The organism is Loigolactobacillus zhaoyuanensis, assembly GCF_003946385.1.
Lineage (GTDB): Bacteria > Bacillota > Bacilli > Lactobacillales > Lactobacillaceae > Loigolactobacillus > Loigolactobacillus zhaoyuanensis.
In genome coordinates this window covers 1-22,356 of record NZ_RHOE01000014.1, presented here as the reverse complement: position 1 = coordinate 22,356, position 22,356 = coordinate 1, and the positions used below count along the sequence as shown (strand labels likewise).

Genomic DNA, 22,356 nt, shown 5'->3' with positions numbered 1-22,356 from the left:
ATTTATTTTATTATACTGCTGAACAAAGCTGTAGCTTAAACTAAAGTTGCTAAAAGTTCATGCAAACCAGCAGCATAATCAACACCAAAACGAATATCTGTTGCCGCAGCAGTTGTGCGTTGAATTGCTTGTTGTACAAAGATCATGGCGTGCTGGCTAGCCGTTTGTAAGGTCTGACCTTGGAGCCACAAGCCAAAACAAACACTAGCAAAAATATCCCCCGTGCCAAAATAGTGCCCTGGTAATTGGACCGTTTGCCAACGCCACGCCTTTTGTTGAGTAAAACCGAACACACCAAGCTGGCCATCGACTAACGGGACACCAGTTAAAATAACGTTCGGCACTGCTAGCTGTTCACTAACTGCTTGTGCTAATTCAGCTGCCGCCACTGCAGTCAGTGGCTGTTGATCCTGTGCTTGATCTAATAATAAACGCGCTTCAGTAACATTTGGCGTCACCACCGTTGCGCGCCGCACCAAATGACGCATTTTACCCACATAAGCCTGATCAAAGCCGCGATAAAGCTGGCCATGATCACCCATCACTGGATCAAGCATGATTTTAGCTGCTGGAGCTGCTAGCTGCTGCAAATGATGTTCTATCACCGGTAACGCTGCCTGACCTAAATAACCAAAATATAATCCCGCGAAGCGTAGATCCAGCGTTTGCCAATGGCCAATGATGCGCTCCATTTCTTGGCTCAAATCGAGATAAGTATTGTCACCAAAGCCACCAGTGTGCGTCGACAATAACGCAGTCGGTAACACGGCGGGTTGTAGGCCTAATGCAGCCACGATCGGTAACGCCACCCCTAATGAAACCTGCCCAACGCAAGATAAATCTTGGCTGATCAGAACTTGCTGCGGTAAAGTCATGCTAGACGATGCCTTGGGCGTACATTGCATCCGCCACCTTTAAGAACCCAGCAATATTAGCGCCAGCTACGTAATCATCACCTAAGTTATAATGCTTAGCTGCAGCAGCTGATTCTTGGAAAATATCCTGCATGATTTTTTGAAGTCGTTGATCAACATCTTCAAATGACCAAGCAAGACGTTGACTATTTTGACTCATTTCTAATGCGGATACAGCGACCCCACCGGCATTAGCAGCCTTAGCTGGGCCATAAAGTAAGCCAGCTTGGCGATAAACGGTTACTGCTTCCGGCGTACTTGGCATGTTTGCCCCTTCAGCGACTAATTTAGCGCCTCCAGAAACTAATAATTTAGCACCGCTGGCATCAATTTCATTTTGCGTGGCACATGGTAAAGCCAGATCACAATCGACTGCTTCTTCCCAGACTGAACCTTTGGTATATTGCGCAGTAGAAACGCGTTTAGCATAGTCGCTGATCCGACCACGTTCAACTTCTTTGATCTGTTGCACGATTTTATAGTCGATCCCTTGCTCGTCGTAAATGTAGCCATCAGAATCAGAAACGGTAACGACTTTAGCGCCGAGTTCAGTTGCCTTTTGAATCGCATAGATTGCGACGTTGCCAGCACCAGATAATTTAATTTTCTTACCACTTAAATCATCACGATGTGCCTTTAGCATAGCTTCCACATAGTAAAGTAAGCCAAAGCCAGTTGCTTCAGGCCGAACTAGACTACCACCGTAACTCAAGCCTTTACCGGTTAAAATACCACCGCTAAAGCCATTGAGTCGCTTATATTGGCCAAACAAGTAGCCGATCTCACGGCCACCAACGCCAATATCGCCAGCCGGAACATCAAAATCAGGACCAATATGTTTTTGCAATTCAGTCATAAAGCTTTGGATAAACCGCATGACTTCGCCATCAGATTTACCTTTAGGGTTAAAGTCACTGCCGCCTTTACCACCGCCGATCGGTAAGCCAGTCAGGCTATTTTTAAAGATCTGCTCGAAACCTAAAAATTTAACAACTGATAAATTAACGCTGGGATGAAGCCGTAACCCACCTTTATAGGGCCCAATTGCTGAATTAAATTGCACACGGAAGCCACGATTAATTTGGACTTTGCCAGCATCATCGACCCAAGGAACACGGAACTGAAAGGCGCGCTCTGGTTCAGTGATCTGTCCTAAAATATTAGCCTCAATATATTCAGGATGTGCTTCAAAAACAGGTGTGATCGTTGCTAGAAAATTATCGACCGCTTCAAGGAATTCAGTTTGGTTACCGTCGCGCTGCGCAAGTGTTGCACGAACTTCTTTGATATACTCAGTTGCTTGTGACATATTTTGCCTCCTAATTTTGACCATCTGCTGAAAGTACACCATCCAGTATACATGGATAAATGCATGCCAATATTATAGCACAATTAAAACACTCATCAAATTATAATTTAACGATTTTGAAAACTATTTTTCAGAAAGCGTTTTATACCTACCCCACTTCCTTGAACGTTAATTTTAACGTTCAATATTGCTATAAAAAAAACAGAATCGCCTAAAAGGTGATCCTGTTTATCGATTTATTAATATTAGTCAAAATCAACGTTGTGTGGGAAATGAGCAACGTGTGCTTGGCCATTAAGTTCTTCTTCGATGCGTAATAATTGGTTATATTTCGCAACGCGTTCTGAACGTGCCATAGCACCAGTCTTCAATTCGCCACCAGAAACGGCAACGGCAAAGTCAGCAACAAATGTATCTTCAGTTTCGCCTGAACGATGTGAGATCATAGTTGTGTAGCCATTGTTCTTAGCCAAACGAATTGCTTCGATTGATTCAGTAACTGTACCGATTTGGTTTAATTTGATTAAGATCGAGTTAGCTACGCCCTTCTTGATCCCCTTGCGGAAGATTGAAGGGTTAGTAACGAAGATATCGTCACCAACTAATTGAACGCGGTCGCCAACTTCTTCGGTGAACTTAGCAAAGTTGTCCCAGTCATTTTCGGAGAATGGATCTTCGATTGAAATGATTGCTGGGAATTTCTTCAATAAGTCATTGACATAGTAATCACGTAATTGGTCAGCATTGAAAGTGTTGCCTTCAAATGTGTAGATACCAGTTTCTTGATCATAGAATTCTGATGAAGCAGCATCAAGTGCGATACCGATATCTTCACCAGGTACGTAACCAGCTTGTTCAATTGCTTTGTAAAGCATTGTAACTGCTTCGTCAGTTGACTTCAAATCAGGAGCAAAGCCACCTTCGTCGCCTAAGCCAGTTTGGAAACCTGCTTCTTCCAATACCTTTTTCAAAGTATGGTAAGTGTCGGCAATTTTTTCAATACCGTCACGGAAGCTGGTCTTCTTAATTGGTGTGATCATGAATTCTTGGAAGTCGATACCGTTGTCGGCATGTGCACCACCATTGATAACGTTATGGAATGTTTGTGGTAATTCAATGTTTACCCCGCCCAAATAACGATACAATGGTGTATCCAATGAAAGTGCAGCAGCACGTGCAGTTGCCATTGAAACGCCTAAGATAGCGTTGGCACCCAAACGAGCTTTGTTAGGTGTACCATCCAAGTCGATCATGATTTGATCAATTTCAGCTTGGTTATATGGTGAAACACCCTTCAAGGCATCATTGATCTCAGTGTTAACATTGTTAACGGCTTTGCTAACGCCTTTACCTAAAAGACGGCTACCACCATCACGTAATTCAGTTGCTTCTAATTCACCTGTTGAAGCACCTGATGGAACGGATGCACGGCCCAAAGTACCGTCAGTTAAAACAACGTCAGCTTCGACCGTTGGGTTACCGCGGGAATCAAAGACTTCGCGTGCTTTAACACTTTCAATTACTACTGATTTAGACATTTAATATGTCCCTCCTTGAGTGATTATCGGTGTGATTAATCGGGCGACACCACGCCCACATTCATTTAAAATGATATCATCTTATATTTCAAATAACAACTGAATATGCCTGCTTTTTTGAAAATAAGTTAAGGAAAACGTTTACTTGATGGGATTTTTAATCTAGCACCTGTTCTAAGTCAGTGAAAAAGTTAGGATACGAGACATTGATCGCCGCAGCATCAGTCAATGTCAACTGACTTTTACTGAGCAACGCCGCAACGGCTAACATTAAACCAATTCGGTGATCACCATGTGAATCAACACGATCACTGGTCACCGCGCGTAACGGTGTCGGGCCATGAATGATCATCCCATCTGGCTTAGTTTCGATATTGGCACCAAGCTTACGTAATTCAGTCGCAACGGTTTCGATGCGATCAGTTTCTTTGACCCGCAATTCAGCAGCATCACTAATTTCAGTGACACCTTCAGCTTGGGTCGCTGCTAAAGCAATCAATGGAATTTCATCGATCACGTTAGCAATTTCAGCGCCATGAACTGTGGTTGCTTTTAATTTGCTTGAAGTCACAATCACATCGCCGCTGGCTTCAACAGTTTTGGAGTCCACATCTTCGACGCGGAAATCAGCACCCATGCGACTTAATACATCTAAAAAACCAGTTCGCGTATTATTTAACCCAACTTGCGCTAACCGTAATTGACTATTCGGTACCAAAGTTGCTGCTAAAGCAAAAAAGGCAGCTGATGACATATCACCAGGGACACGGAATTTTTGCGCCACAAACTGGCTTTGTGGTTTGATGGTTAAGGTTAGACCATTTTTATCAATTTCACCACCAAATTGACGTAGCATCCGTTCGGTGTGATCACGGGTTTGCGCAAGCTCAGTTAGTTTTGAAGTACCATTGGCCTGCAATGCAGCAAAAATCAACGCACTTTTCACTTGCGCGCTTGCTACTGGGATCGTCATTTCTACAGGTTGTAACGTGGTATTAGTCGCAATCGTTAATGGTAGAAAATCGGTATCAGTCGCCTGAATTTTGGCACCCATTTTACTTAAAGGTGCGATCACCCGCTTCATTGGCCGCTTACTTAATGAAGCATCACCAAAAAATTTAATCGGAAATGGTTGTTTACTAAATAGACCCAATAACAAACGGGTCGATGTCCCTGAATTACCCAAATCAAGCGCTTGTTGTGGTGCCTTCAGCCCAGCAAAGCCGACACCGGTGATCGTGACGCGCTCGCCATCAACTGTGATCGGCACGCCTAATGCTTGAAAAGCAGCCAACGTGCGCCGACAATCATCCGAAAAAAGAAAATGATCAATGATCGTGGTTCCCTTAGCTAAAGCCCCAAACATAATACTGCGATGTGAAATGCTTTTATCGCCAGGAACAGTCAATGTACCGTGCAATCCTCGCGCAGCGGCAACTAATACTTTATCCATCTTGACGCTCCCTTTTCTTTAATAAGCTGCTAATTCTTTCCGGTAAGCAGCCACTTGTGCTTGTAGCCGCGGTAGTGCATCCGCATCAAATTTCTCCAAAACGGCTTGCGCCAATGTGATCGCCACCATCGCTTCAGCCACTACTGCCGCTGCCGGTACCGCCGTGGTATCGGAACGCTCAACATTCGCCTTGTAAGCTTGCTTGGTTGCAATATCAACACTGTTAAGTGGTTTATACAGCGTTGGAATTGGCTTCATCACGCCTTTGACAATGATAGGTTCGCCATTGGTCATCCCACCTTCAAAGCCACCAAGATGATTACTACCACGATAAAAGCCACGCTCAGGCGTGTATAAAATTTCATCCATATCTTCACTACCCGGATGCGCGGCTAAACCAAAACCGTCGCCAAATTCAACGCCCTTAAAAGCATTGATACTGACAATAGCTTGAGCTAGTTTGGCGTCCAGCTTGGTTTCGGTGCTAATATAGCTGCCTAAACCAGCGGGTAAATTAGTCGCAACAACTTCTACCACGCCACCTAATGTATCTCCAGCTTTTTTAGTGGCATCGATCAATTCGCGAATCTTAGCCGCAGCATCAGCATCATAGGTTCGTATGTCGCTGTCTTCGGTGGCTGCCCGCAATGTTGCTAGATCACCTAATTCAGGTAGCTTAGCCGGATCAGCGGAAATACCGCCTAGCTGTTGGACAAAACCAAGCACTTCAACACCAATTGCCGCTAATAATTGCTGACAAACACTACCCACTGCCACCCGCATCGTGGTTTCTCGGGCACTGGAACGTTCTAGTACATTGCGCAGATCACGCTGTTGGTATTTTTGTCCACCAACTAAGTCAGCGTGGCCTGGCCGTGGCTTAGTCACTTGGCGAATGGAATTTTCGGCAGTAGCTTCTGCCGTTGGACTCATAATGTCCGTCCAATGTGCATAATCATGATTAGTCACTTGTAAAGTGATCGGTGAGCCCAACGTCTTTTGATGACGTACACCAGAAATGATTTCTACTTGATCATGCTCGATCTTCATCCGATTGCCGCGGCCATAACCTTGCTGCCGCCGTGCCAGATCCGCATTGATTTTTTCTGCCGTTAAAGTTAAACCGGCGGGAATACCTTCGATCACAGCGGTTAATTTAGGACCATGTGATTCTCCTGCTGTTATGTAACGCATCTGAAAGCCTCATTTCTTAATTAATTTGTTTACCTAAAATTACTAGATCACTTAATTGTTCATCTAATTCGGCCACTTGTGGTAACTTGCCCCATTGCGTATAGCCTTGCTTAGTGAACAGCTGCAGGCTCGGTTGATTCTGACCAAAAATAAAACCTAAAATTGTTTTAATGCCTAAGCCTGATGCCTGCTGTTCCGCATAAGCTAAACTTTTTTTACCAATATGTTGACCACGAAATTTTTCATCAATATAAAGACTGATCTCAACCGTTGCCTGATAAGCGGCTCGCCCATAAAAATCGGACAGACTTAACCAACCGGCCGGCTGTCCAGCAGCGGTGATCAACCAAAGCGGTCGGCGGCGTTGCTGATGTGCAGCAAACCAAGGCTTGCGCTGGGCAACAGTGACTGGAACTAGATCTGCCGTCACCTGCCGTCCCGCTATCGTCTGGTTATAAACTTGCACGATAAATGGTAAATCTGTCTGTGTTGCCCGTTGAAACTCGATTTCCATTTCTTTTCCTCCAGTTACATATCTATTCATTAATTACTAAATATTTAACCATCTTTACGGCTAAAATGCTAGCTTATGTCCCAAAACTATTCTATGTGATAGCTATCCCGGATATACACAAATCGCGCTGACCCCGTCTAGTTAATGATTTACTACCGCAATTATTTAACTCAGTAATCGTTTTCTTTAGAGTTATGTTAGGGTTTATTCATATAAAATTCATACCTTCCTGATAGACTATTAATTGTTAGGAAAATAATAGTGACAGAATAAAATTGCTCAGCGCCGTTGATTAGCTTGAAGGCTAGTGAACGTATAAATTTTTTATCGGTCCGTCAATGCAAACTAGAAAATTAAGCAGGTAACAGATAGGAGCACCCACACATTTAAATCGACTAACTAATACGTAGCCAAGGCGCAATTACTGACAAGTAATTGTTGCTTTGGCTACTTTTTTGCTTTTAATCATGCACCCTAAAGGCTATTTTACATTAAAATGAGACAAAAATGTGAACTATCATTTTCTTTTCATTGTCCACTTGCTATGCTATGATGAAAAGCAATAAATAAATGAGTTTGGGGTAAAAGTTTGATTTGATGGTTAGCCACATCTAGCGCTTTTGACCGCACACTTTTGGAGGGAAACTAATTGTCGATCAAAGATAAAATGTGGCACAAACAAAGTCTAGATAAATATCTAGCCAAAGATGATCAATTCATTAAATCAATGAACGCTTTTGACTTAATGGCTTTGGGCATCGGTGCTGTAATTGGAACGGGGATCTTTATTTTACCAGGCACAGTCGCAGCGCTAAAGGCAGGACCCGGAATTATGCTTTCATTCATTGTCGCTGCCGTTGTCTGTTCTTTAGCAGCTATGTGTTACGCAGAGTTCTCCTCAGCAATGCCAATTGCTGGCTCAGCTTATTCTTACGGCAACGTTATTTTCGGTGAATTTATCGGCTGGATCATCGGTTGGGCCTTGATCCTGGAATATATGTTGGCAGTCGCCGCTGTATCAACTGGGTTTTCCGCGTACTTTAGCTCGCTACTACAAGGATTTGGCTTAGCGATTCCTAAAGTACTTAACGGACCGTTTGACCCAGCCCACGGCACCTATATCAACATTGTTGCGGTGATCATTGTTTGGTTGATCTCCTGGTTACTGAGTCAAGGCATGAAACAATCTGTCCGTATCAATAATATAATGGTAATCGTCAAGATCAGTATTATCTTTATCTTCTTATTAGTGGGTATTTTTTACGTAAAACCGGCCAATTGGCACCCCTTCTTGCCTTTTGGTAAAATCGGCGTCTTACAGGGAGCCTCTACAGTATTCTTTGCTTATCTAGGCTTTGACGCGGTTTCATCATCCGCAGCGGAGGTCAAAAATCCACAACGTAACATGCCGATTGGGATCATTGGTACTTTAATCGTCGCGACGGCCCTTTATATTTTAGTTGCTGTTGTTTTAACCGGAATGGTTTCTTTCCGTGAACTAGATGTCGCGAATCCAGTGGCTTTCGCATTACAAAAAGTGGGCCAAAATTGGGCAGCAGGTATTATTTCAATTGGTGCATTGGCCGGTATGTTCACAATGATGATCACTATGGTTTATAGTAGCTCGCGGTTGATTTATTCTATTGGTCGTGATGGCCTACTGCCTAAATCCTTAGGCCGATTACAGGGTAAGCATCATTTACCCCAGCACAGCCTGATCATTGTCACCATCATCATTTCTTTCTTAGGTGGTTTAGTTCCACTGGATCAATTAACTAATTTAGTTAATATTGGTACTTTAATTGCCTTTACCTTTGTCTCAATTGGGATCATTCCGTTGCGTAAACATAACGAGATCAAACATAATGGCTTCCATGTTCCTTGGTCGCCTGTATTACCAATTATCTCCGCGTTAGCCTGCATCGGTTTGATGCTAACATTATCATTGGAAACTTGGATCGCTTCCTTGATCTGGTTTGCCGTCGGTATGGTGATCTACTTCTCATACGGAATTCGCCACGAAAATATTTCTTAACCTCATAGCTGTGTGCTCATAAAACACCAAACGGAGTTACAACAAGTCTAAACTTGTCGTAACTCCGTTTTTAACATGGCAGCCTTGCCCCTTTTTTAAGTTTTTAATCGTAGTACTGAATAGTAACTAACATAAGCCGTTAAAAAATCTTTTGTCGCCAATAGCCTGTACACACAGGCCGCCGACCGTTTTCCAAATCCATACTTATCAACGTCCTTTCCCAAAGGATGTATTTAGCATAGCATGTCGCTTTTAATTTATCCGGTTTCATTAGCAGTTTTTTATAAAACTATTCAGTATCTTCCTCACAAGCGCTTAATTAAGGATTCAATATATCGCTAACGCCCTATCTGACAACAACTAGTATAAATCAGCTATTTACTTTTTTAAGTGACTATTTCTTATTAAACTCTTTTTTTATCGTTTTCTGTGTCCGATATTAGCTTAATTGCAAAAAAATTGGGTTCTAAGCTGAATTACGATAACTAACTTAGTCACTCTAAACATACCATTTAAATTTGGAAGTATTTACGCTCAATTAATTAGAAAATATTAACTAAAATGGTTGCGAAATATTACTTAATATTAAAAAAAGTTTATTTTTCTCTCATAATCCTTTATACTTTTATAATAATCAAAAAAAGATTGCGAGTTGAAAGTTATGTGGGAACGAATTACTAGGGTATCATTGATCAAACGAATTTTGATCGGTATTGTTATTGGGGCAATTCTTGGCGTTACCATTCCAAGCTGGACTTGGATCGAAATTTTAGGCGATTTATTTGTTAATTCGCTTAAAGGAATTGCACCGCTATTAGTTTTTATGTTGATCATGTCATCAATGTCGAAACACGAAAAAGGCGCACAGACGCATATGCGCTCAATTGTTGTTCTGTATCTGATGGCCACCTTCATTGCCGCACTAGTAGCCGTTGGTGCCAGCTATCTTTTTCCAGTGGATATCGTTTTGCCTAAAGGTACAGTCAGTGCAGCCGCACAGGCACCAAAGGGTATCGCGTCGGTCATTACCAATTTATTCAACAGTGCCATCGAAAATCCAGTTAAGGCGCTCACTCAAGGTAATTATTTAGCACTCCTAGTTTGGGCTAGCTTGATTGGAATCGGTCTACGCCCCTTCAAGGCCACTCAAAAACTGGTTAGCGACTTTTCCAGCGCTATCACCAATGTTGTCCAATTCATCATTCAACTAGCACCACTTGGAATCGTTGGTTTAGTTTTCCGTTCAGTTGCTCAAACTGGTCTTAACGGCTTAGCTCGCTACGGTCAATTAATTTTGCTGGTTGTCGGCACGATGAGCTTTGTCGCCTTGATCGTATATCCGGCAATGGTCTGGCTGATGACTCATCAAAATCCATATCCATTGACGTTGTTTACTTTACGCGAAAGTGGTATTCCAGCATTCTTCACCCGTAGTTCAGCCGTCAATATTCCGATCAACATGGATCTTAGCCGGCGTTTAGGTTTAAGTGAAAAAACTTATGCCATTTCAATTCCATTAGGCGCGTCAGCTAATAGTGGTGGTGCCGCCATGACTATTTCATTGATGACTTTGGCAACCGCCCACACGTTAGGCATCAGCGTTTCGTTCCCAATGGCCTTTCTACTGTGCCTCATATCTGCCATCTCAGCTACTGGTGCTTCTGGTATCGCCGGCGGATCATTATTGCTGATCCCGCTATCTTGTAGTTTGTTTGGTATCTCTAATGACATCGCCATGCAAGTCGTTGGTGTTGGTTTCATTATCGGTGTCATTCAAGATTCTGTCGAAACAGCAGTTAATGCATCTAGCGACATTCTTTTCACTGCAACCGCTGAATTTGCTGATCTGCGCCGTGCAGGTAAACCAGTTAATATTGCTGAACGTGTTCGCCACGCTAAGCAAACTGAAGCTGGCGATATAACTCCAATTATCGAAAAACACGAAGTCTAAAATATTGCTGAGACTGTGACGTCAGTAAACTGACGTTGCAGTCTCATTTTTATTGGCCATTATATGTGCGTACCCATATGCAGTCGCTGAAATACAGGTATAAATATGGCTAGAAATGACCTACGCCACTACTTCTAGATGTTTAATCTCCGCTAGCACCAGCCAAATTATTTTTTGATCTTCATTTTGAATGCCAATTTCATTATCCGCCATCCCCACCACAATTCCTGTAACCGCCACAACCTGTTCGCCCGCTTCTAATTGGTTTAACTGCAAGTGGACCACTTGCTTATGTTGCCATGCGCCAAATAATTTTTGGCTGATCATGGCCAAAGGCTGTGTCGGCAATGCGGCCTCTGCAACTTCTGTAGCACGCATTTTTTTCAGTGCACTGGTATGGTCAGATAAATAGAAACCGCCCCACTTCTTCATTCCTCGGTCATGATAATGATGCTTGAAAAAATAAGTTGCCAGCTGGTCATCAGTTGTTTTATGTAAAATCATTTTAATGCCCCCAATCGGATCAATGTCTGCTTATCTGGCCAGCGTAACTGCTTAAAATCAATAAAGTTGAACGTCAATTGGGTCGTGTTCTGCAATAACGTGATCACATTTTCTAAATAATTCAATTGATAGACTTGTAGTCGATGTAGCGGCAATGAGCGTTCACGCTGCTGTGGCACCTGAATATTGAGAAAAAAGTTATAAGTTGGTCCATAAATATTGTTGACCACGTCAATTTGGTAGCGTTGCCGGGTCTGTGGCTTAAAATAGCGCTGTATTCGTTGTTGGATCAATTTAGCTGCTTGTTGTGTTGTTTCAATCAAAGCTATTACCTCCATTATGCCCACCGACCAGCGCCGCCCGTGACAACATTGTTCCGCCTTGTAACAAGCTACTAGCCGGGAACAGCGCTGTAGTGCCAAAGCGCGCTCTGATCGAATCTAACACGCGTTCAAATCGATCGTCCTTAATTTGCCGCTGTGGATCCTGAAATAAATCAAGTTGCAGCCCAGTATTCGGTACTAAACGCGAATAAGAAACTGCAATGTGGCGCACGGCTTGTCCTGCCCAGCTTTCACGAAATAACGTCAGCAAATGATCAACTAATTCGCGATTGCTGTCCGTTGGCTCGATCCGTAAAGAGTGGCTAAACCCACTGCGACCATCCTCCTGTGCTGCTACATGTGCAAACCCGATACCCAAACTGACACAGCCAGCTTTTTGCTGATGATGCCGCATACGCGTGGTCACTTGCAGGCCAATTTCACGGAGCACTAATTCAATTTCTTTTTGCTGAAGGTAATCACGGGGCAAAACCTGCGAATTCCCCCAACTTTTATCTGCTGGTGTCACTAACTCATGTAACTGACTGCGGTCGATCCCCCATGCCAGAGCAAATAGTTGCGCGCCGATCACACCCATTTCCTGCTGTAGTTCAAATGGATCAACTCGCGCCAAATCAGACATACTGTGAATACCTAAGCGTTGTAAATGAGCGGCCGTCCGTTGACCAATACTCCATACCGAAGTTAAATTCGTTATTGACCACACCTTAGCCGGCATCAGCGCATAAGTCAGTGTTCCCAATAATTCATGGTCATGTTTAGCAAATAGATCAAGCGCTAACTTTGCTTGGACTGGATTTTCCCCGATGCCCACTGTGGTGTATAGACCTAACTGCTGCCGAATCGTTTTTTGGATCCTACGCGCTACGATCAGCGGTGTCGCACCAAATAAGCGCCACGAACGAGTTAAATCTAAAACCGACTCATCGATCGAATAGGGATATAAATCTTCATCAGCGACAAATGAACGGAAAATTTTATTGACCGCCAAATTTTTTTCAATATATAAGTTCATTCGTGGTGGCACCACTAGTAGTTCCGGCGTGACTGGTACCTCGTACTGCCGCGAAACATTGCTAATGCCAAAACGTTTTTTAGCCTGCGGTGAAGCCGCTAACACTAAGCCACTACCAGTATTATCCGCCTCAGACATCACGATCAGCGTCGAACGTAACGGATTCAGTCCACGCTCAATACTTTCAACACTCGCGTAAAATGATTTATTATCGATCATAAAAAAGACCCCATGTGGTTCATCTGTATAATCCATTCAATCCACCTCGTTATCGCTTAAATCCATTATAAGAACGTACGTTCGATTTAGCAAGCTTTTTTTTGCGTTTAGAACCGTTCATTCGACTGCGACAGTGCTACACTTTACTAGGAGACTCATTTTGATTCAAAATAAACCCGTTGAAAGGATTATTACTATGGACAATATTTTAACGATCAAGCTTGCAAACGGCCAAACACTGACCCTTAATGAAGTTTCAACTGTTGCCGTTACAACCAACGATGCCGTAATTGAAACCACTAGTCATGACTTTCTCAATATCGGTCGCGCCGTTCGCTACGATATCACCTATGACGGCAGTCAGCATAAAATATTTGCCGCGAAAGACGTTATTAGCGCTGATTTAGTTGAAAAATAACGCGTTACCTCGCAGCATGAGGATGTGACATAATTTTACTGATGTCACACTCTTTTTTTATTTCAGCGTACATAAAAAGAGCTAACTCAGAATAGTTCCAAGTTAGCTCTTGACGATCAATTAACTATTCAACAACCGCTGCAACAGCGGCGTTTACAGCCTGTTTTTCTGCCTCGATCAGATCAACACGACTTGCGATGACTTTAATGTCCATCGTGATTTCGCGGGTTAAACCTGGTGTGGCGAGTTTAGGTTCAAAGAAGGCTTTGAATTCCGCTAAGCGTTCTGGCGTGTGGAAAATTCCGGCGATAACGGTAATATAGGTGGAGAATTCCATATCGCCGCCGACTGTATCTTCCAACCACTGCCAATCATTACGGATCCAGTCCCATGCCGCTTGTTGCGCGTCATCATTGGCTAAAACACCACGGAACCAAGCACGTAAATCTTGCGGCTTGATGGTTTCCGCATCTTCAAACTTTCCGATCAAGCGCGTGATCAGTGCCACGTCGGCGGTGCTAGTCAGAGCAGCACATAAATCAGCCTTGTAACTGGCATCGGTGGATCGGCGATAAGCTAGCAAGAACTGATCAAACAATTCGGTACTGCCGAAGTTTTTAACTTCATTAGTTAAAACAAACACGCGAATACCCGCTGGTAAAGTGGCTAATTGAGTTTGGTTAGCCGTGAATAAATCATGCGCCGCCGCAATTGCGTCCGTATTTTTAGCGTATAAGGCTGCGCTTAAAACGTATGGCCGTGTTAACTGATCGTCGTTGGATTCATCAGTCTTTGCGGTCCAACCTAAGCGCGCAACTTGGGTCGCACTCAATTGATCAAAGAATGTTTGCAAATTAGTTTCCGCAAAAGAATCTGGTGTAACGAATTTCTTCAGATTACCTGCAACCTGATACAAAGCTGCGTTAACAACTGTTGATCGGCTGTTGGCAAAACGGGACAACAATGGCACTACAGCGGCATAAGATACTTGACCACCTTCAGCCAACAAACGCAGATCTTGTAGAATTTGTAATTGTGAAATAGCATCCATTGCAGTGACATTATTCAAAATATCATTCAACAATGTTTGATCGTATTTAACAATGAAATGTGAATTGTTGCCGACATTTAAGCGGAATGGCTGCCCACTAGCTTTGCGTAATTGCGCATACTCGCCTAACGCTACGCTTTTGTCAGTCAAAATTGCCGGTGCCGCCGTATAATTACTATTCAGTGGCACTTGCCATTGGCGGCCAATTTCTTGCCCCTTACCAATGAAAAATTGTAGCTGTGACAAGGTCAACTGACCATCAACAATTGCTGCTGTCACCACCGGATAACCTGGTTGTTCCAGCCATGAATTCATAATTGCACCGACATCCATGTTAGCGGCGTCACCTAGCGCAGCCCATAAATCAGCCCCAGTTGCATTATCAAATTGATGGGCAGCAAAATAAGCTTTCAGACCAGCACGCAAAGCCTTATCACCAACCAATGCTCGCGCCATGACCAACATCCGTGCGCCTTTTGCATAAACGATCGCACTATCGAACAGCGCATCAATTTCTGCAGGGTTTTCAACTTGAACATGGACTGATTGTACCCCATCAGTTGCGTCACGTTGCAAAGCTGCAGCCGCTTCTGATTTTTGGAAAGTTTCCCAGATATGCCAGTCAGGTTCGAGCGCATCAATAGCCACATATTCCATCATATTAGCAAAACTTTCATTTAACCATAGATCATCCCACCACTTCATCGTGACCAAATCACCGAACCATTGATGAGCCAATTCATGCGCGATCACCGTGGCAACACGTTGCTTCATATCTAGCGCCGTATTATCTGGATCAAGCAATAAGTAGGCTTCACGATAAGTAACTAAGCCCCAGTTCTCCATTGCCCCCGCCGAAAAATCAGGTAAGGCCAGCTGCCAAGAATGCGGTAGCGGGTATGGGGTTTGATAGAAATCTTCATAGAATTCGATCGACCGTTTAGCAATATCTAACGCAAAATCTAATTCGTTAGCTTGATGCGCTTTAGTCCCGAAAACGCCGACCTGTACGCCACTTTTAGTGGTAGTTAATTTACTTTGTAGTTCACCAAAGGCAAAAGCAATCAAATACGTCGACATCCGAACGGTGGTATCAAAATAATGGATACCATTTTCATTACGAATTTCCGGCATATTGCTAATGATCGTTTCGTCAGCATGCTCATCAAACTTGATGGCCAAATCAAATGTCGCTTTGGCTTCTGGTTCATCAATACATGGAAAAGCTTGGCGTGCAAAATTCGTCTCAAATTGCGTCCCAATAATTTGTTTCTTTTCGCCATTCACTTCATAGTATGACGGATAAATTCCCATCATCGAGTCGGTTAAAGTGGCCTGATAACTGATCATTAAGGTGACGTTACCTGTTTTAGCTAAGTCGATTCGAATCGCGTCGGCCGCCTTATCAGTGGTGAAAGATACATTCTGTCCATCAGCTTGAACTGATTCGATCACTAACCCCTTTTGATGGATCGCAATCGCCTGCGTTTTGGCAGTACCAGTGATCGTGGTCTTACCGCTGAATTGTTTGGCTGCCCGGTTGATGTCCAAAAAAATATCATAGTGCGTCGGTTGGAAGGTCTGATAAAAACGTGTTAATTCTGTCATGAGTTCCTCCTTAAATTGATTAACCTTATTCATAATTACATTATACGACTTTCAACAAAAAGGTACCGCTTTTCTTAACTTTGATCGGTGCACCAACAGTCTATGCTGATGCCTAAGTGGCAGCAATAATTTTCACTCAAGCCGGCTAATTAATTGTAAAGACTTTTTTATATCAACGCTGCGTGCTAAAATTAAGCAAATTATTAGGGAGCGTGATGCAGTGTGTGTACGAGCTTAACTTATAAAGATGCCAATAGTAATTGGTTTTTGGCACGAACAATGGATTTTGGATTTGAGTTAGGCGGTCGGCCAGTTGTGATCCCCCGGCAACATCATTTCACCAGCGATGCTACCACAACCGGTTTTGATACTCGCTATGGCTTTGTTGGTGCTGGGCGCAATTTGAATGGTTATATTCTCGTGGATGGCGTCAACGAAAAAGGTGTTGGCGCGGCAGCTTTATACTTCACCGAATCCGTTTATGCTGCACAACCACAAAACGGTGCCACTAATCTTGCCTCCCACGAAGTCCTTAACTGGATTTTAGGTAACGTGGCCAGCATTGCTGATTTAAAGGAAAAATTTGCTAACGTTAATATCCTGGCTGTCCCAAATAGTCTTTTAAAAATCGTTGTGCCACTGCACTGGATCGTTGCCGACAGCACCGGGGCTAGCGTGGTGATCGAACAGCAAGCCACTGGTGTCAAGATCACCGATAACCCAGTTGGCGTAATGACTAATTCACCAGATTTTGATTGGCACTTAAAAAATTTAAACAACTACGTTCAGTTGAATCCTGGGTTGCACAGTGATAAACCCTATGGTGAGTTTACCGCCAATAGTTTTGGCGCTGGCACTGGCGCACTAGGTTTGCCTGGCGACTATACTTCCGTTTCGCGCTTTATTCGTACCGCCTTCACCCGGCAGTATACCGAAGTTGCAGCGAATACCGGCGCGGCCATCAACACGTTATCACATATTTTAAACAACGTTGAAATTCCTAGAGGTGTGAAAATCCAAGCTGACGGTGACTTCGATTACACCCAATATCGTGGCTACATGAGTCTAGCTGAACCAACTTTTTACATGCAACCATATGCCGACCAAACTATTACACAGGTTAAACTAACGGAAAAGCTTCTAAACAGTGCGGCACCAGTAGAATTTCCATTACAAACACAGCAACAATTCCATGAAGTCAATTAAGTTATCAATGAACCGTTCAAGTTATCTTTTACCTAACTTGAACGGTTTTACTGTACATAAACTGATTTAACATAAAAAACTGACTAAATTGTAAGCGATATAAGTAAACAGCGTTCTGATTTAAATCAATTAGTGATAGAATATTTTTATAATAGTTAATCTAATATAACGAAATTAGATTAGTTAAAATCGTCCTTTTTATGGGAGATGATAGCTTGTTTAAAATTATTATGCAGCACGCACACGGTAAAAGTAGACTCTGTTTCTTTCTTGCGCCATTTGTTATGCTTGGTGAAGTTTTTTGCGATTTACAACAGCCAACATTGATGTCACAAATTATTGATAATGGTCTAGGCAAAGGTGATATGACTTATGTGATCAATCACATGCTTTTAATGCTCCTTTTTGCAATTCTAGGCTTATTTTTTGGCGTTGGCGCGGGGACATTAGGCAGCTATGCTTCTTTAACAATGGGCAAAGCATTACGCAGTCGTATGTTGCACATTGCACTGGCAGATCGTAGCCCCCATGGCCTTGAACCAGCTACCATGATCACACGGATCACAAACGACGTGACCCAGATGCAAAACTTAATGATGATGGTCACCCGGGGACTTGTTCGTTCACCGATGCTAATGTTAGGCGGAATTGTGATGTCAGTGATCGTCTGTCCTAATTTAGCACCGATTTTATTCGTTATCATTCCCATTCTGATCGTCTTCTTGTCATTCGTTGTTCGTCGTAGCATCCCACTTTATACTAAAATGCAACAAGCAGTCGATACGATCAATCGGGTAATGCGTGAAAACCTACAAGGCGCTAAAACGATCAAAGCTTATGTATTAGAAAATCATCAATTTTCCCAATTCAAAACTGAAAACGAGCAATTACGGCAAAAAAGTCAAAATGCAGCCACAGCAACCGTTATTTTGGCACCGATCATTCAGCTATTACTAAACCTTGGTGTGGTTGTCGCCCTTGGCTACGGTGGTAATCTAGCTATTAGCCATCTAATTAGTAATGGTGAGATCATGGCTTTCGTCAATTACATGATCCAAATTACAACTGCTATGGTGCAAACAGTCAACATCATCACCTCTTTCTCGCGCGCTGTTACCTCAACCACCCGCGTTCAGGCTGTTTTAGATGAATAGATCGACGAAAATTTACCTGCTACTAGCGCTAAGCGGCCAGTTGACAGTAGTATTCAATTTGAAAATGTTAGTTTCGGTTATGACGCAAGCAAACCAATTCTCGATCAAATTAATTTCAATCTTAAAAATGGTCAGTGGTTAGGCATTATTGGCGCAACTGGTTCCGGTAAAAGCTCGATCATTAAATTATTGACCCGTAGCATCGACGGCTACAGCGGTAAAATCTTGATCGGTAATGTCGATATTCAACAGCTAAGCCTACCCGACATACACGCCAAAATCGCCGTCGCATTACAAGATTCGCTACTCTTTTCTGGAACGATCCGCGATAATTTAACTTACGGCGCACCAAATGCACCTGATAGTCAACTTGAATCTGCTGCCGTTATTGCTGACGCTGAAGAATTTATTACCCACCTACCACAACATTTCGATGCAACTGTTGAGCAAAAAGGTAAAAATTTTTCTGGGGGTCAGCGCCAGCGTTTAAATATTGCTCGCGCTTTGGTGCCAGATCCGGATATTTTGATCATGGACGATGCCACCAGCGCCGTTGATCAAACAACTAATGCCCAGATCAAGGATCAGTTAGCCACAACCCGTAAGCATAAAACAACAATTATTATTTCGCAGCGTGTCACCAATGTAATCGATTGCGACCAAATTATTGTTTTAGAGGATGGTAAATTAGCAGCTCAAGGTACTCATGCGCAACTACTACAGCGTTCAAGCTTTTATCAGCATTTAGTGAAGACCCAATTAGGAGGTGGCCGCTTTGGACATGAATAATCGACCTGGCCCCCGTGCCATTCACCCTGAAAAAGTACAGCTTACTGATTGGAAAAGCTCGCTGAAACGTATTTGGCATTATTTAGATTCACGGCGTTCAAAATTGGTACTCGTTTTTTTTCTGACTCTTGTGACCACGGTTGTAACCATAGTCGGTACCCGCTTAAATGGGATCATCATTGACCGTTTTATTAGCCACGGTAAGCTGCGTTTGCTTTTGCTCGTCTGCCTAGCTATGGCGTTGATGTATATCACCTCCAGTATCTTCATTTATTTTCAAAATAAAATCATGATCCGCGTTGCCCAAGATACCAGCGCCCAAATTCGCCATGATGTGTTTGCTAATCTGCAACAGCTCCCGATGCGCTACTTTGATACCCACGATAACGGTGATGTCATGAGCCGCTTAACTAATGACGTCGATAACATTAATACCGCCCTGATGCAGACCTTCGTGCAGCTGTTTACCGGTGTGATCAGTGTTGTCGGTATGGGCATTGCCATGCTGATTTTATCACCTCTACTGACTGTAATCGCGCTACTTAGTTCCGTCGCTACTTATATTTTTACTAAGGCGATTGCTCGGATCACCCAGAAAGCTTTCGTCACCCAGCAACAAGCGCTAGGTAGTCTTAATACGCAAATTGAAGAATCAGTCTCCGGCAAACAATTGATTCAGTTATTTGACCATACTGCGGAAACGATGGTTGCTTTTGATACCACTAATACGGAGTACACCAAAGCCGCTTTTCGAGCACAAGCATTTTCCAGTACGATTGGTCCGTTCAACAATATGATCAATAATATCGCTTATGTTTTGATCACTGCAGCAGGTGCGCTTTCAATCTTAATGGGTAGTCATGCCATCACGGTTGGTATAATTTTTACTTTTCTAATTTATTTACGTAATTTCACTGGTCCGATCAATAATATTCTAGATTTGATCAACACCTTGCAATTATCATTAGCTAGCGCTGAACGAGTTTTCAAATTAATTGATGAACGACCGGAGCAGGATGCAACTCATGCACGCCGGCTCACCCACACAGAGGGTAACGTTACTTTTGAGCACGTCTCCTTCGCTTATGACCAAAAAATGATTCTGCAAGACATCAATCTCAGCGCAAAGCCCGGCGAAGTGATCGCCTTGGTCGGTCCAACTGGTGCCGGCAAAACAACGATCATGAATCTACTAACTAATTTATATCCGCTGCAACAAGGCCGTATTCTATTAGATGACGTGGATGTCACAGATATTCAGCGCCATGACCTCCGGCGTATGGTGACTATCGTTCAGCAGGAACCATTCATTTTTCAAATGAGTATCCGTGAAAATATCCGCTTGGGGCGCTTAGAAGCAACTGATGCGGCTGTACGTTTGGCCGCCGTCAGAGCTAACGCTGATACTTTCATTACTCAATTACCCAATGGTTACGATACAATTCTAAGTGAAAATGCGCATAGTCTCTCACAAGGCCAGCGACAATTACTCAGTATTGCCCGCGCTTTTGTCGCTGAAGCACCAGTGCTAGTGTTAGATGAAGCGACAGCCTCAATTGACAGTAACACCGAAGCTGACGTCCAAAAGGCCATGGCAACCTTATTGCAAAACAAAACTAGCTTTGTGATCGCTCATCGTTTATCAACGATTCAAGCTGCCGACCAAATCTTAGTTATCGATCAAGGCCGTATTATTGAACGTGGGACCCATCAAAGTCTGCTAGCAGCTAATGGCTTTTACGCCAAATTGTACAATAGCCAATTCGATAGCTAGATGGTCACAACAAAAGTCCGCAACTTCGATCATTTAGAAAAAGAGCTCCCAACTGGGAGCTCTTTTTTTCTAAAATTTTAAGTCGTTAAGTTATGCGCATTCTTTTTAACCACTGCCACTTTAGTCCGTGCCTGTACCCATAATTTTCTGAACTTGTTCGGCAATGTCTTTGATTCTTGAGAAATCTAAGGTCGTCTGCTGATGCCCATGCGTCATGATAACTAATATATAGCGGTGACCATCGCTGGTAGTGACGATACTGGCGTCGTTATTGACATCATCCAAGAACCCAACTTTATCCGCCACTGTGGCCCCACTATCAACTGCTGCCACACCAGCGGGAATCCCGCTGCGGTAAATCTGCTTTTTCATTAGCGACAATAGATACTGACGATCGCTTTTATTACTAAATGCACCCGTTCCGGCATCTAGATTTTGTAATAGCAGGCACAAACTTTGACTTGTCGTATTAGTTGCCTCGTCGTTAACGAAAACTGGGCTCGTCCACCCTTGATTTTTAATGAACGTATTAATGCTATCCGTTCCATATTTGGCACGAATACTCAAAGGGAAATCGTTACTAGAATTCACGATCATTTGCTCAAAGCCGGCCCGATTGGCAGTCGTCCAACTGAACTCGCCTTTTTGGTGGAGGTGAAATAAGTACGCCGCGATGAAAAGTTTATATGTACTGGCTGGTATTGCCGTTGTTGTACCGTTACTACTAACATTAATTTTTCCAGCGCCATACACTTGCTGATCAGCAGTAGTAGCGGTCGAACCATTAGCTGCTAAACTGTAAATACTAACGCTGGCATCACCATCGGCAGTCACCTTGTCTAAGTAAGTTTGAAGCTTTTTTGTAATGCTGGCCCGCTGCTTAGTTGCAGCCGTCGTCGTACTTACAGACGATCGTGTAGCTGCTGCCTGTGTTGTTTGAGCAGAACCAGTACCGGCATTTACCGTTTGCCAACCTAAAAATCCCAGCGTTGCTAAACCTAACACTACAACGGTCGATTCGATACGATGCAAGCCACGACGGTACTTTTGTTTAAGTCGGTGTCGCTGCAAAATAAACTGATCTCCTTTTATAAACTTAACTTGATGACTTTTAGTATAATTACTAACCCTTAAATTAAACTTAACTGTCATTACTACGCGTTTTCAAAGCCTAGCTAATCATCAGTGACAAAAAAAGCTCTGCCATAATGGCAAAGTGAAGTGCCTCATAATTGTTAGACAAAGAGTCTAATGATTGTGAGGTACTTTTTTCATGGTTAAATATAGCCCAGTTTTAAAAGCGCAAATTATCAGTGAACATCTAGACCATGATATCGGCGGTGCCGAGCTGGCCAGAAAATATTGC

Annotated in this window: 16 protein-coding genes and 1 pseudogene; 6 read left to right on the top strand and 11 right to left on the bottom strand. The window is 43.1% G+C overall.

Annotated elements, in window-relative coordinates; translation table 11 throughout:
* Positions 1-35: 35 nt before the first annotated feature.
* From EKM76_RS04730 to EKM76_RS04705, 6 genes are all read right to left on the bottom strand, one after another.
* Positions 36-875, bottom strand: coding sequence for a pyridoxamine kinase (locus EKM76_RS04730; protein ID WP_125549550.1), 840 nt, complete (start codon positions 873-875; stop codon positions 36-38).
* 1 nt (position 876) lies between these two features.
* A complete protein-coding gene (gdhA, locus tag EKM76_RS04725) occupies positions 877-2,223 on the bottom strand; it encodes an NADP-specific glutamate dehydrogenase (RefSeq protein ID WP_125549549.1) in 1,347 nt (448 codons plus the stop codon).
* Between the two features lie 245 nt (positions 2,224-2,468).
* Positions 2,469-3,761, bottom strand: a complete 1,293-nt coding sequence (eno, locus tag EKM76_RS04720; RefSeq protein WP_125549548.1) for a phosphopyruvate hydratase — start codon at positions 3,759-3,761, stop codon at positions 2,469-2,471.
* 157 nt (positions 3,762-3,918) lie between these two features.
* Entirely contained in the window at positions 3,919-5,214 is a 1,296-nt protein-coding gene (gene aroA, locus EKM76_RS04715) for a 3-phosphoshikimate 1-carboxyvinyltransferase (RefSeq protein ID WP_125549547.1), read from the bottom strand.
* An 18-nt stretch (positions 5,215-5,232) separates the two neighbouring features.
* Complete coding sequence (gene aroC / locus EKM76_RS04710) at positions 5,233-6,408, bottom strand: chorismate synthase (protein WP_125549546.1); 1,176 nt, start codon at positions 6,406-6,408, stop codon at positions 5,233-5,235.
* A gap of 16 nt (positions 6,409-6,424) precedes the next feature.
* A complete protein-coding gene (locus EKM76_RS04705; RefSeq protein WP_125549545.1) occupies positions 6,425-6,922 on the bottom strand; it encodes a GNAT family N-acetyltransferase in 498 nt (165 codons plus the stop codon).
* A gap of 649 nt (positions 6,923-7,571) precedes the next feature.
* Here EKM76_RS04705 and EKM76_RS04700 point away from each other — a divergent pair.
* Both EKM76_RS04700 and sstT read left to right on the top strand, forming a co-directional pair.
* Positions 7,572-8,957, top strand: a complete 1,386-nt coding sequence (locus EKM76_RS04700) for an APC family permease (protein WP_125549544.1) — start codon at positions 7,572-7,574, stop codon at positions 8,955-8,957.
* A 661-nt stretch (positions 8,958-9,618) separates the two neighbouring features.
* Positions 9,619-10,908, top strand: a complete 1,290-nt coding sequence (gene sstT, locus EKM76_RS04695) for a serine/threonine transporter SstT (RefSeq protein WP_125549543.1) — start codon at positions 9,619-9,621, stop codon at positions 10,906-10,908.
* Between the two features lie 120 nt (positions 10,909-11,028).
* Here sstT and EKM76_RS04690 read toward each other — a convergent pair whose 3' ends face one another.
* From EKM76_RS04690 to EKM76_RS04680, 3 genes are read right to left on the bottom strand one after another with little or no spacing between them, the layout of a single operon-like run.
* A complete protein-coding gene (locus EKM76_RS04690; protein ID WP_125549542.1) occupies positions 11,029-11,412 on the bottom strand; it encodes a hypothetical protein in 384 nt (127 codons plus the stop codon).
* Positions 11,409-11,735: an acetyl-CoA carboxylase gene (locus EKM76_RS04685; RefSeq protein WP_125549541.1), complete on the bottom strand. Its 327-nt coding sequence runs from the start codon at positions 11,733-11,735 to the stop codon at positions 11,409-11,411. The genes EKM76_RS04690 and EKM76_RS04685 overlap by 4 nt, the downstream gene beginning before the upstream one ends.
* Entirely contained in the window at positions 11,728-13,026 is a 1,299-nt protein-coding gene (locus tag EKM76_RS04680; RefSeq protein WP_125549540.1) for a Y-family DNA polymerase, read from the bottom strand. The genes EKM76_RS04685 and EKM76_RS04680 overlap by 8 nt, the downstream gene beginning before the upstream one ends.
* Positions 13,027-13,186: 160 nt before the next feature.
* Between EKM76_RS04680 and EKM76_RS04675 the strand changes: the two genes are divergently transcribed.
* Positions 13,187-13,408, top strand: a complete 222-nt coding sequence (locus EKM76_RS04675) for a hypothetical protein (RefSeq protein ID WP_125549539.1) — start codon at positions 13,187-13,189, stop codon at positions 13,406-13,408.
* Positions 13,409-13,532: 124 nt separating this feature from the next.
* Here EKM76_RS04675 and EKM76_RS04670 read toward each other — a convergent pair whose 3' ends face one another.
* Positions 13,533-16,067 (bottom strand): M1 family metallopeptidase, encoded by a 2,535-nt coding sequence (locus EKM76_RS04670; protein ID WP_125549538.1) that lies wholly within the window; start codon positions 16,065-16,067, stop codon positions 13,533-13,535.
* A 222-nt stretch (positions 16,068-16,289) separates the two neighbouring features.
* Between EKM76_RS04670 and EKM76_RS04665 the strand changes: the two genes are divergently transcribed.
* The 3 genes and pseudogenes from EKM76_RS04665 to EKM76_RS04655 all read left to right on the top strand — a co-directional run bounded on the left by EKM76_RS04665 (position 16,290) and on the right by EKM76_RS04655 (position 20,990).
* Positions 16,290-17,273 (top strand): choloylglycine hydrolase family protein, encoded by a 984-nt coding sequence (locus EKM76_RS04665; protein WP_125549537.1) that lies wholly within the window; start codon positions 16,290-16,292, stop codon positions 17,271-17,273.
* Between the two features lie 215 nt (positions 17,274-17,488).
* A pseudogene (locus EKM76_RS04660) lies at positions 17,489-19,216 on the top strand (ABC transporter ATP-binding protein).
* Entirely contained in the window at positions 19,209-20,990 is a 1,782-nt protein-coding gene (locus EKM76_RS04655; protein WP_125549574.1) for an ABC transporter ATP-binding protein, read from the top strand. Before EKM76_RS04660 ends, EKM76_RS04655 begins: the two are co-directional and overlap by 8 nt.
* Before the next feature lie 120 nt (positions 20,991-21,110).
* Here EKM76_RS04655 and EKM76_RS04650 read toward each other — a convergent pair whose 3' ends face one another.
* Positions 21,111-22,061 (bottom strand): serine hydrolase, encoded by a 951-nt coding sequence (locus EKM76_RS04650; protein ID WP_225417876.1) that lies wholly within the window; start codon positions 22,059-22,061, stop codon positions 21,111-21,113.
* Positions 22,062-22,356: the final 295 nt, after the last annotated feature.

Bases quoted from the DNA above. Each gene is read 5' to 3' on its own strand.
- EKM76_RS04730 (WP_125549550.1), bottom strand. From the start codon at position 875: ATGACTTTACCGCAGCAAGTTCTGATCAGCCAAGATTTATCTTGCGTT.
- gdhA (WP_125549549.1), bottom strand. From the start codon at position 2,223: ATGTCACAAGCAACTGAGTATATCAAAGAAGTTCGTGCAACACTTGCG.
- eno (WP_125549548.1), bottom strand. From the start codon at position 3,761: ATGTCTAAATCAGTAGTAATTGAAAGTGTTAAAGCACGCGAAGTCTTT.
- aroA (WP_125549547.1), bottom strand. From the start codon at position 5,214: ATGGATAAAGTATTAGTTGCCGCTGCGCGAGGATTGCACGGTACATTG.
- aroC (WP_125549546.1), bottom strand. From the start codon at position 6,408: ATGCGTTACATAACAGCAGGAGAATCACATGGTCCTAAATTAACCGCT.
- EKM76_RS04705 (WP_125549545.1), bottom strand. From the start codon at position 6,922: ATGGAAATCGAGTTTCAACGGGCAACACAGACAGATTTACCATTTATC.
- sstT (WP_125549543.1), top strand. From the start codon at position 9,619: ATGTGGGAACGAATTACTAGGGTATCATTGATCAAACGAATTTTGATC.
- EKM76_RS04690 (WP_125549542.1), bottom strand. From the start codon at position 11,412: ATGATTTTACATAAAACAACTGATGACCAGCTGGCAACTTATTTTTTC.
- EKM76_RS04680 (WP_125549540.1), bottom strand. From the start codon at position 13,026: ATGGATTATACAGATGAACCACATGGGGTCTTTTTTATGATCGATAAT.
- EKM76_RS04675 (WP_125549539.1), top strand. From the start codon at position 13,187: ATGGACAATATTTTAACGATCAAGCTTGCAAACGGCCAAACACTGACC.
- EKM76_RS04670 (WP_125549538.1), bottom strand. From the start codon at position 16,067: ATGACAGAATTAACACGTTTTTATCAGACCTTCCAACCGACGCACTAT.
- EKM76_RS04655 (WP_125549574.1), top strand. From the start codon at position 19,209: ATGAATAATCGACCTGGCCCCCGTGCCATTCACCCTGAAAAAGTACAG.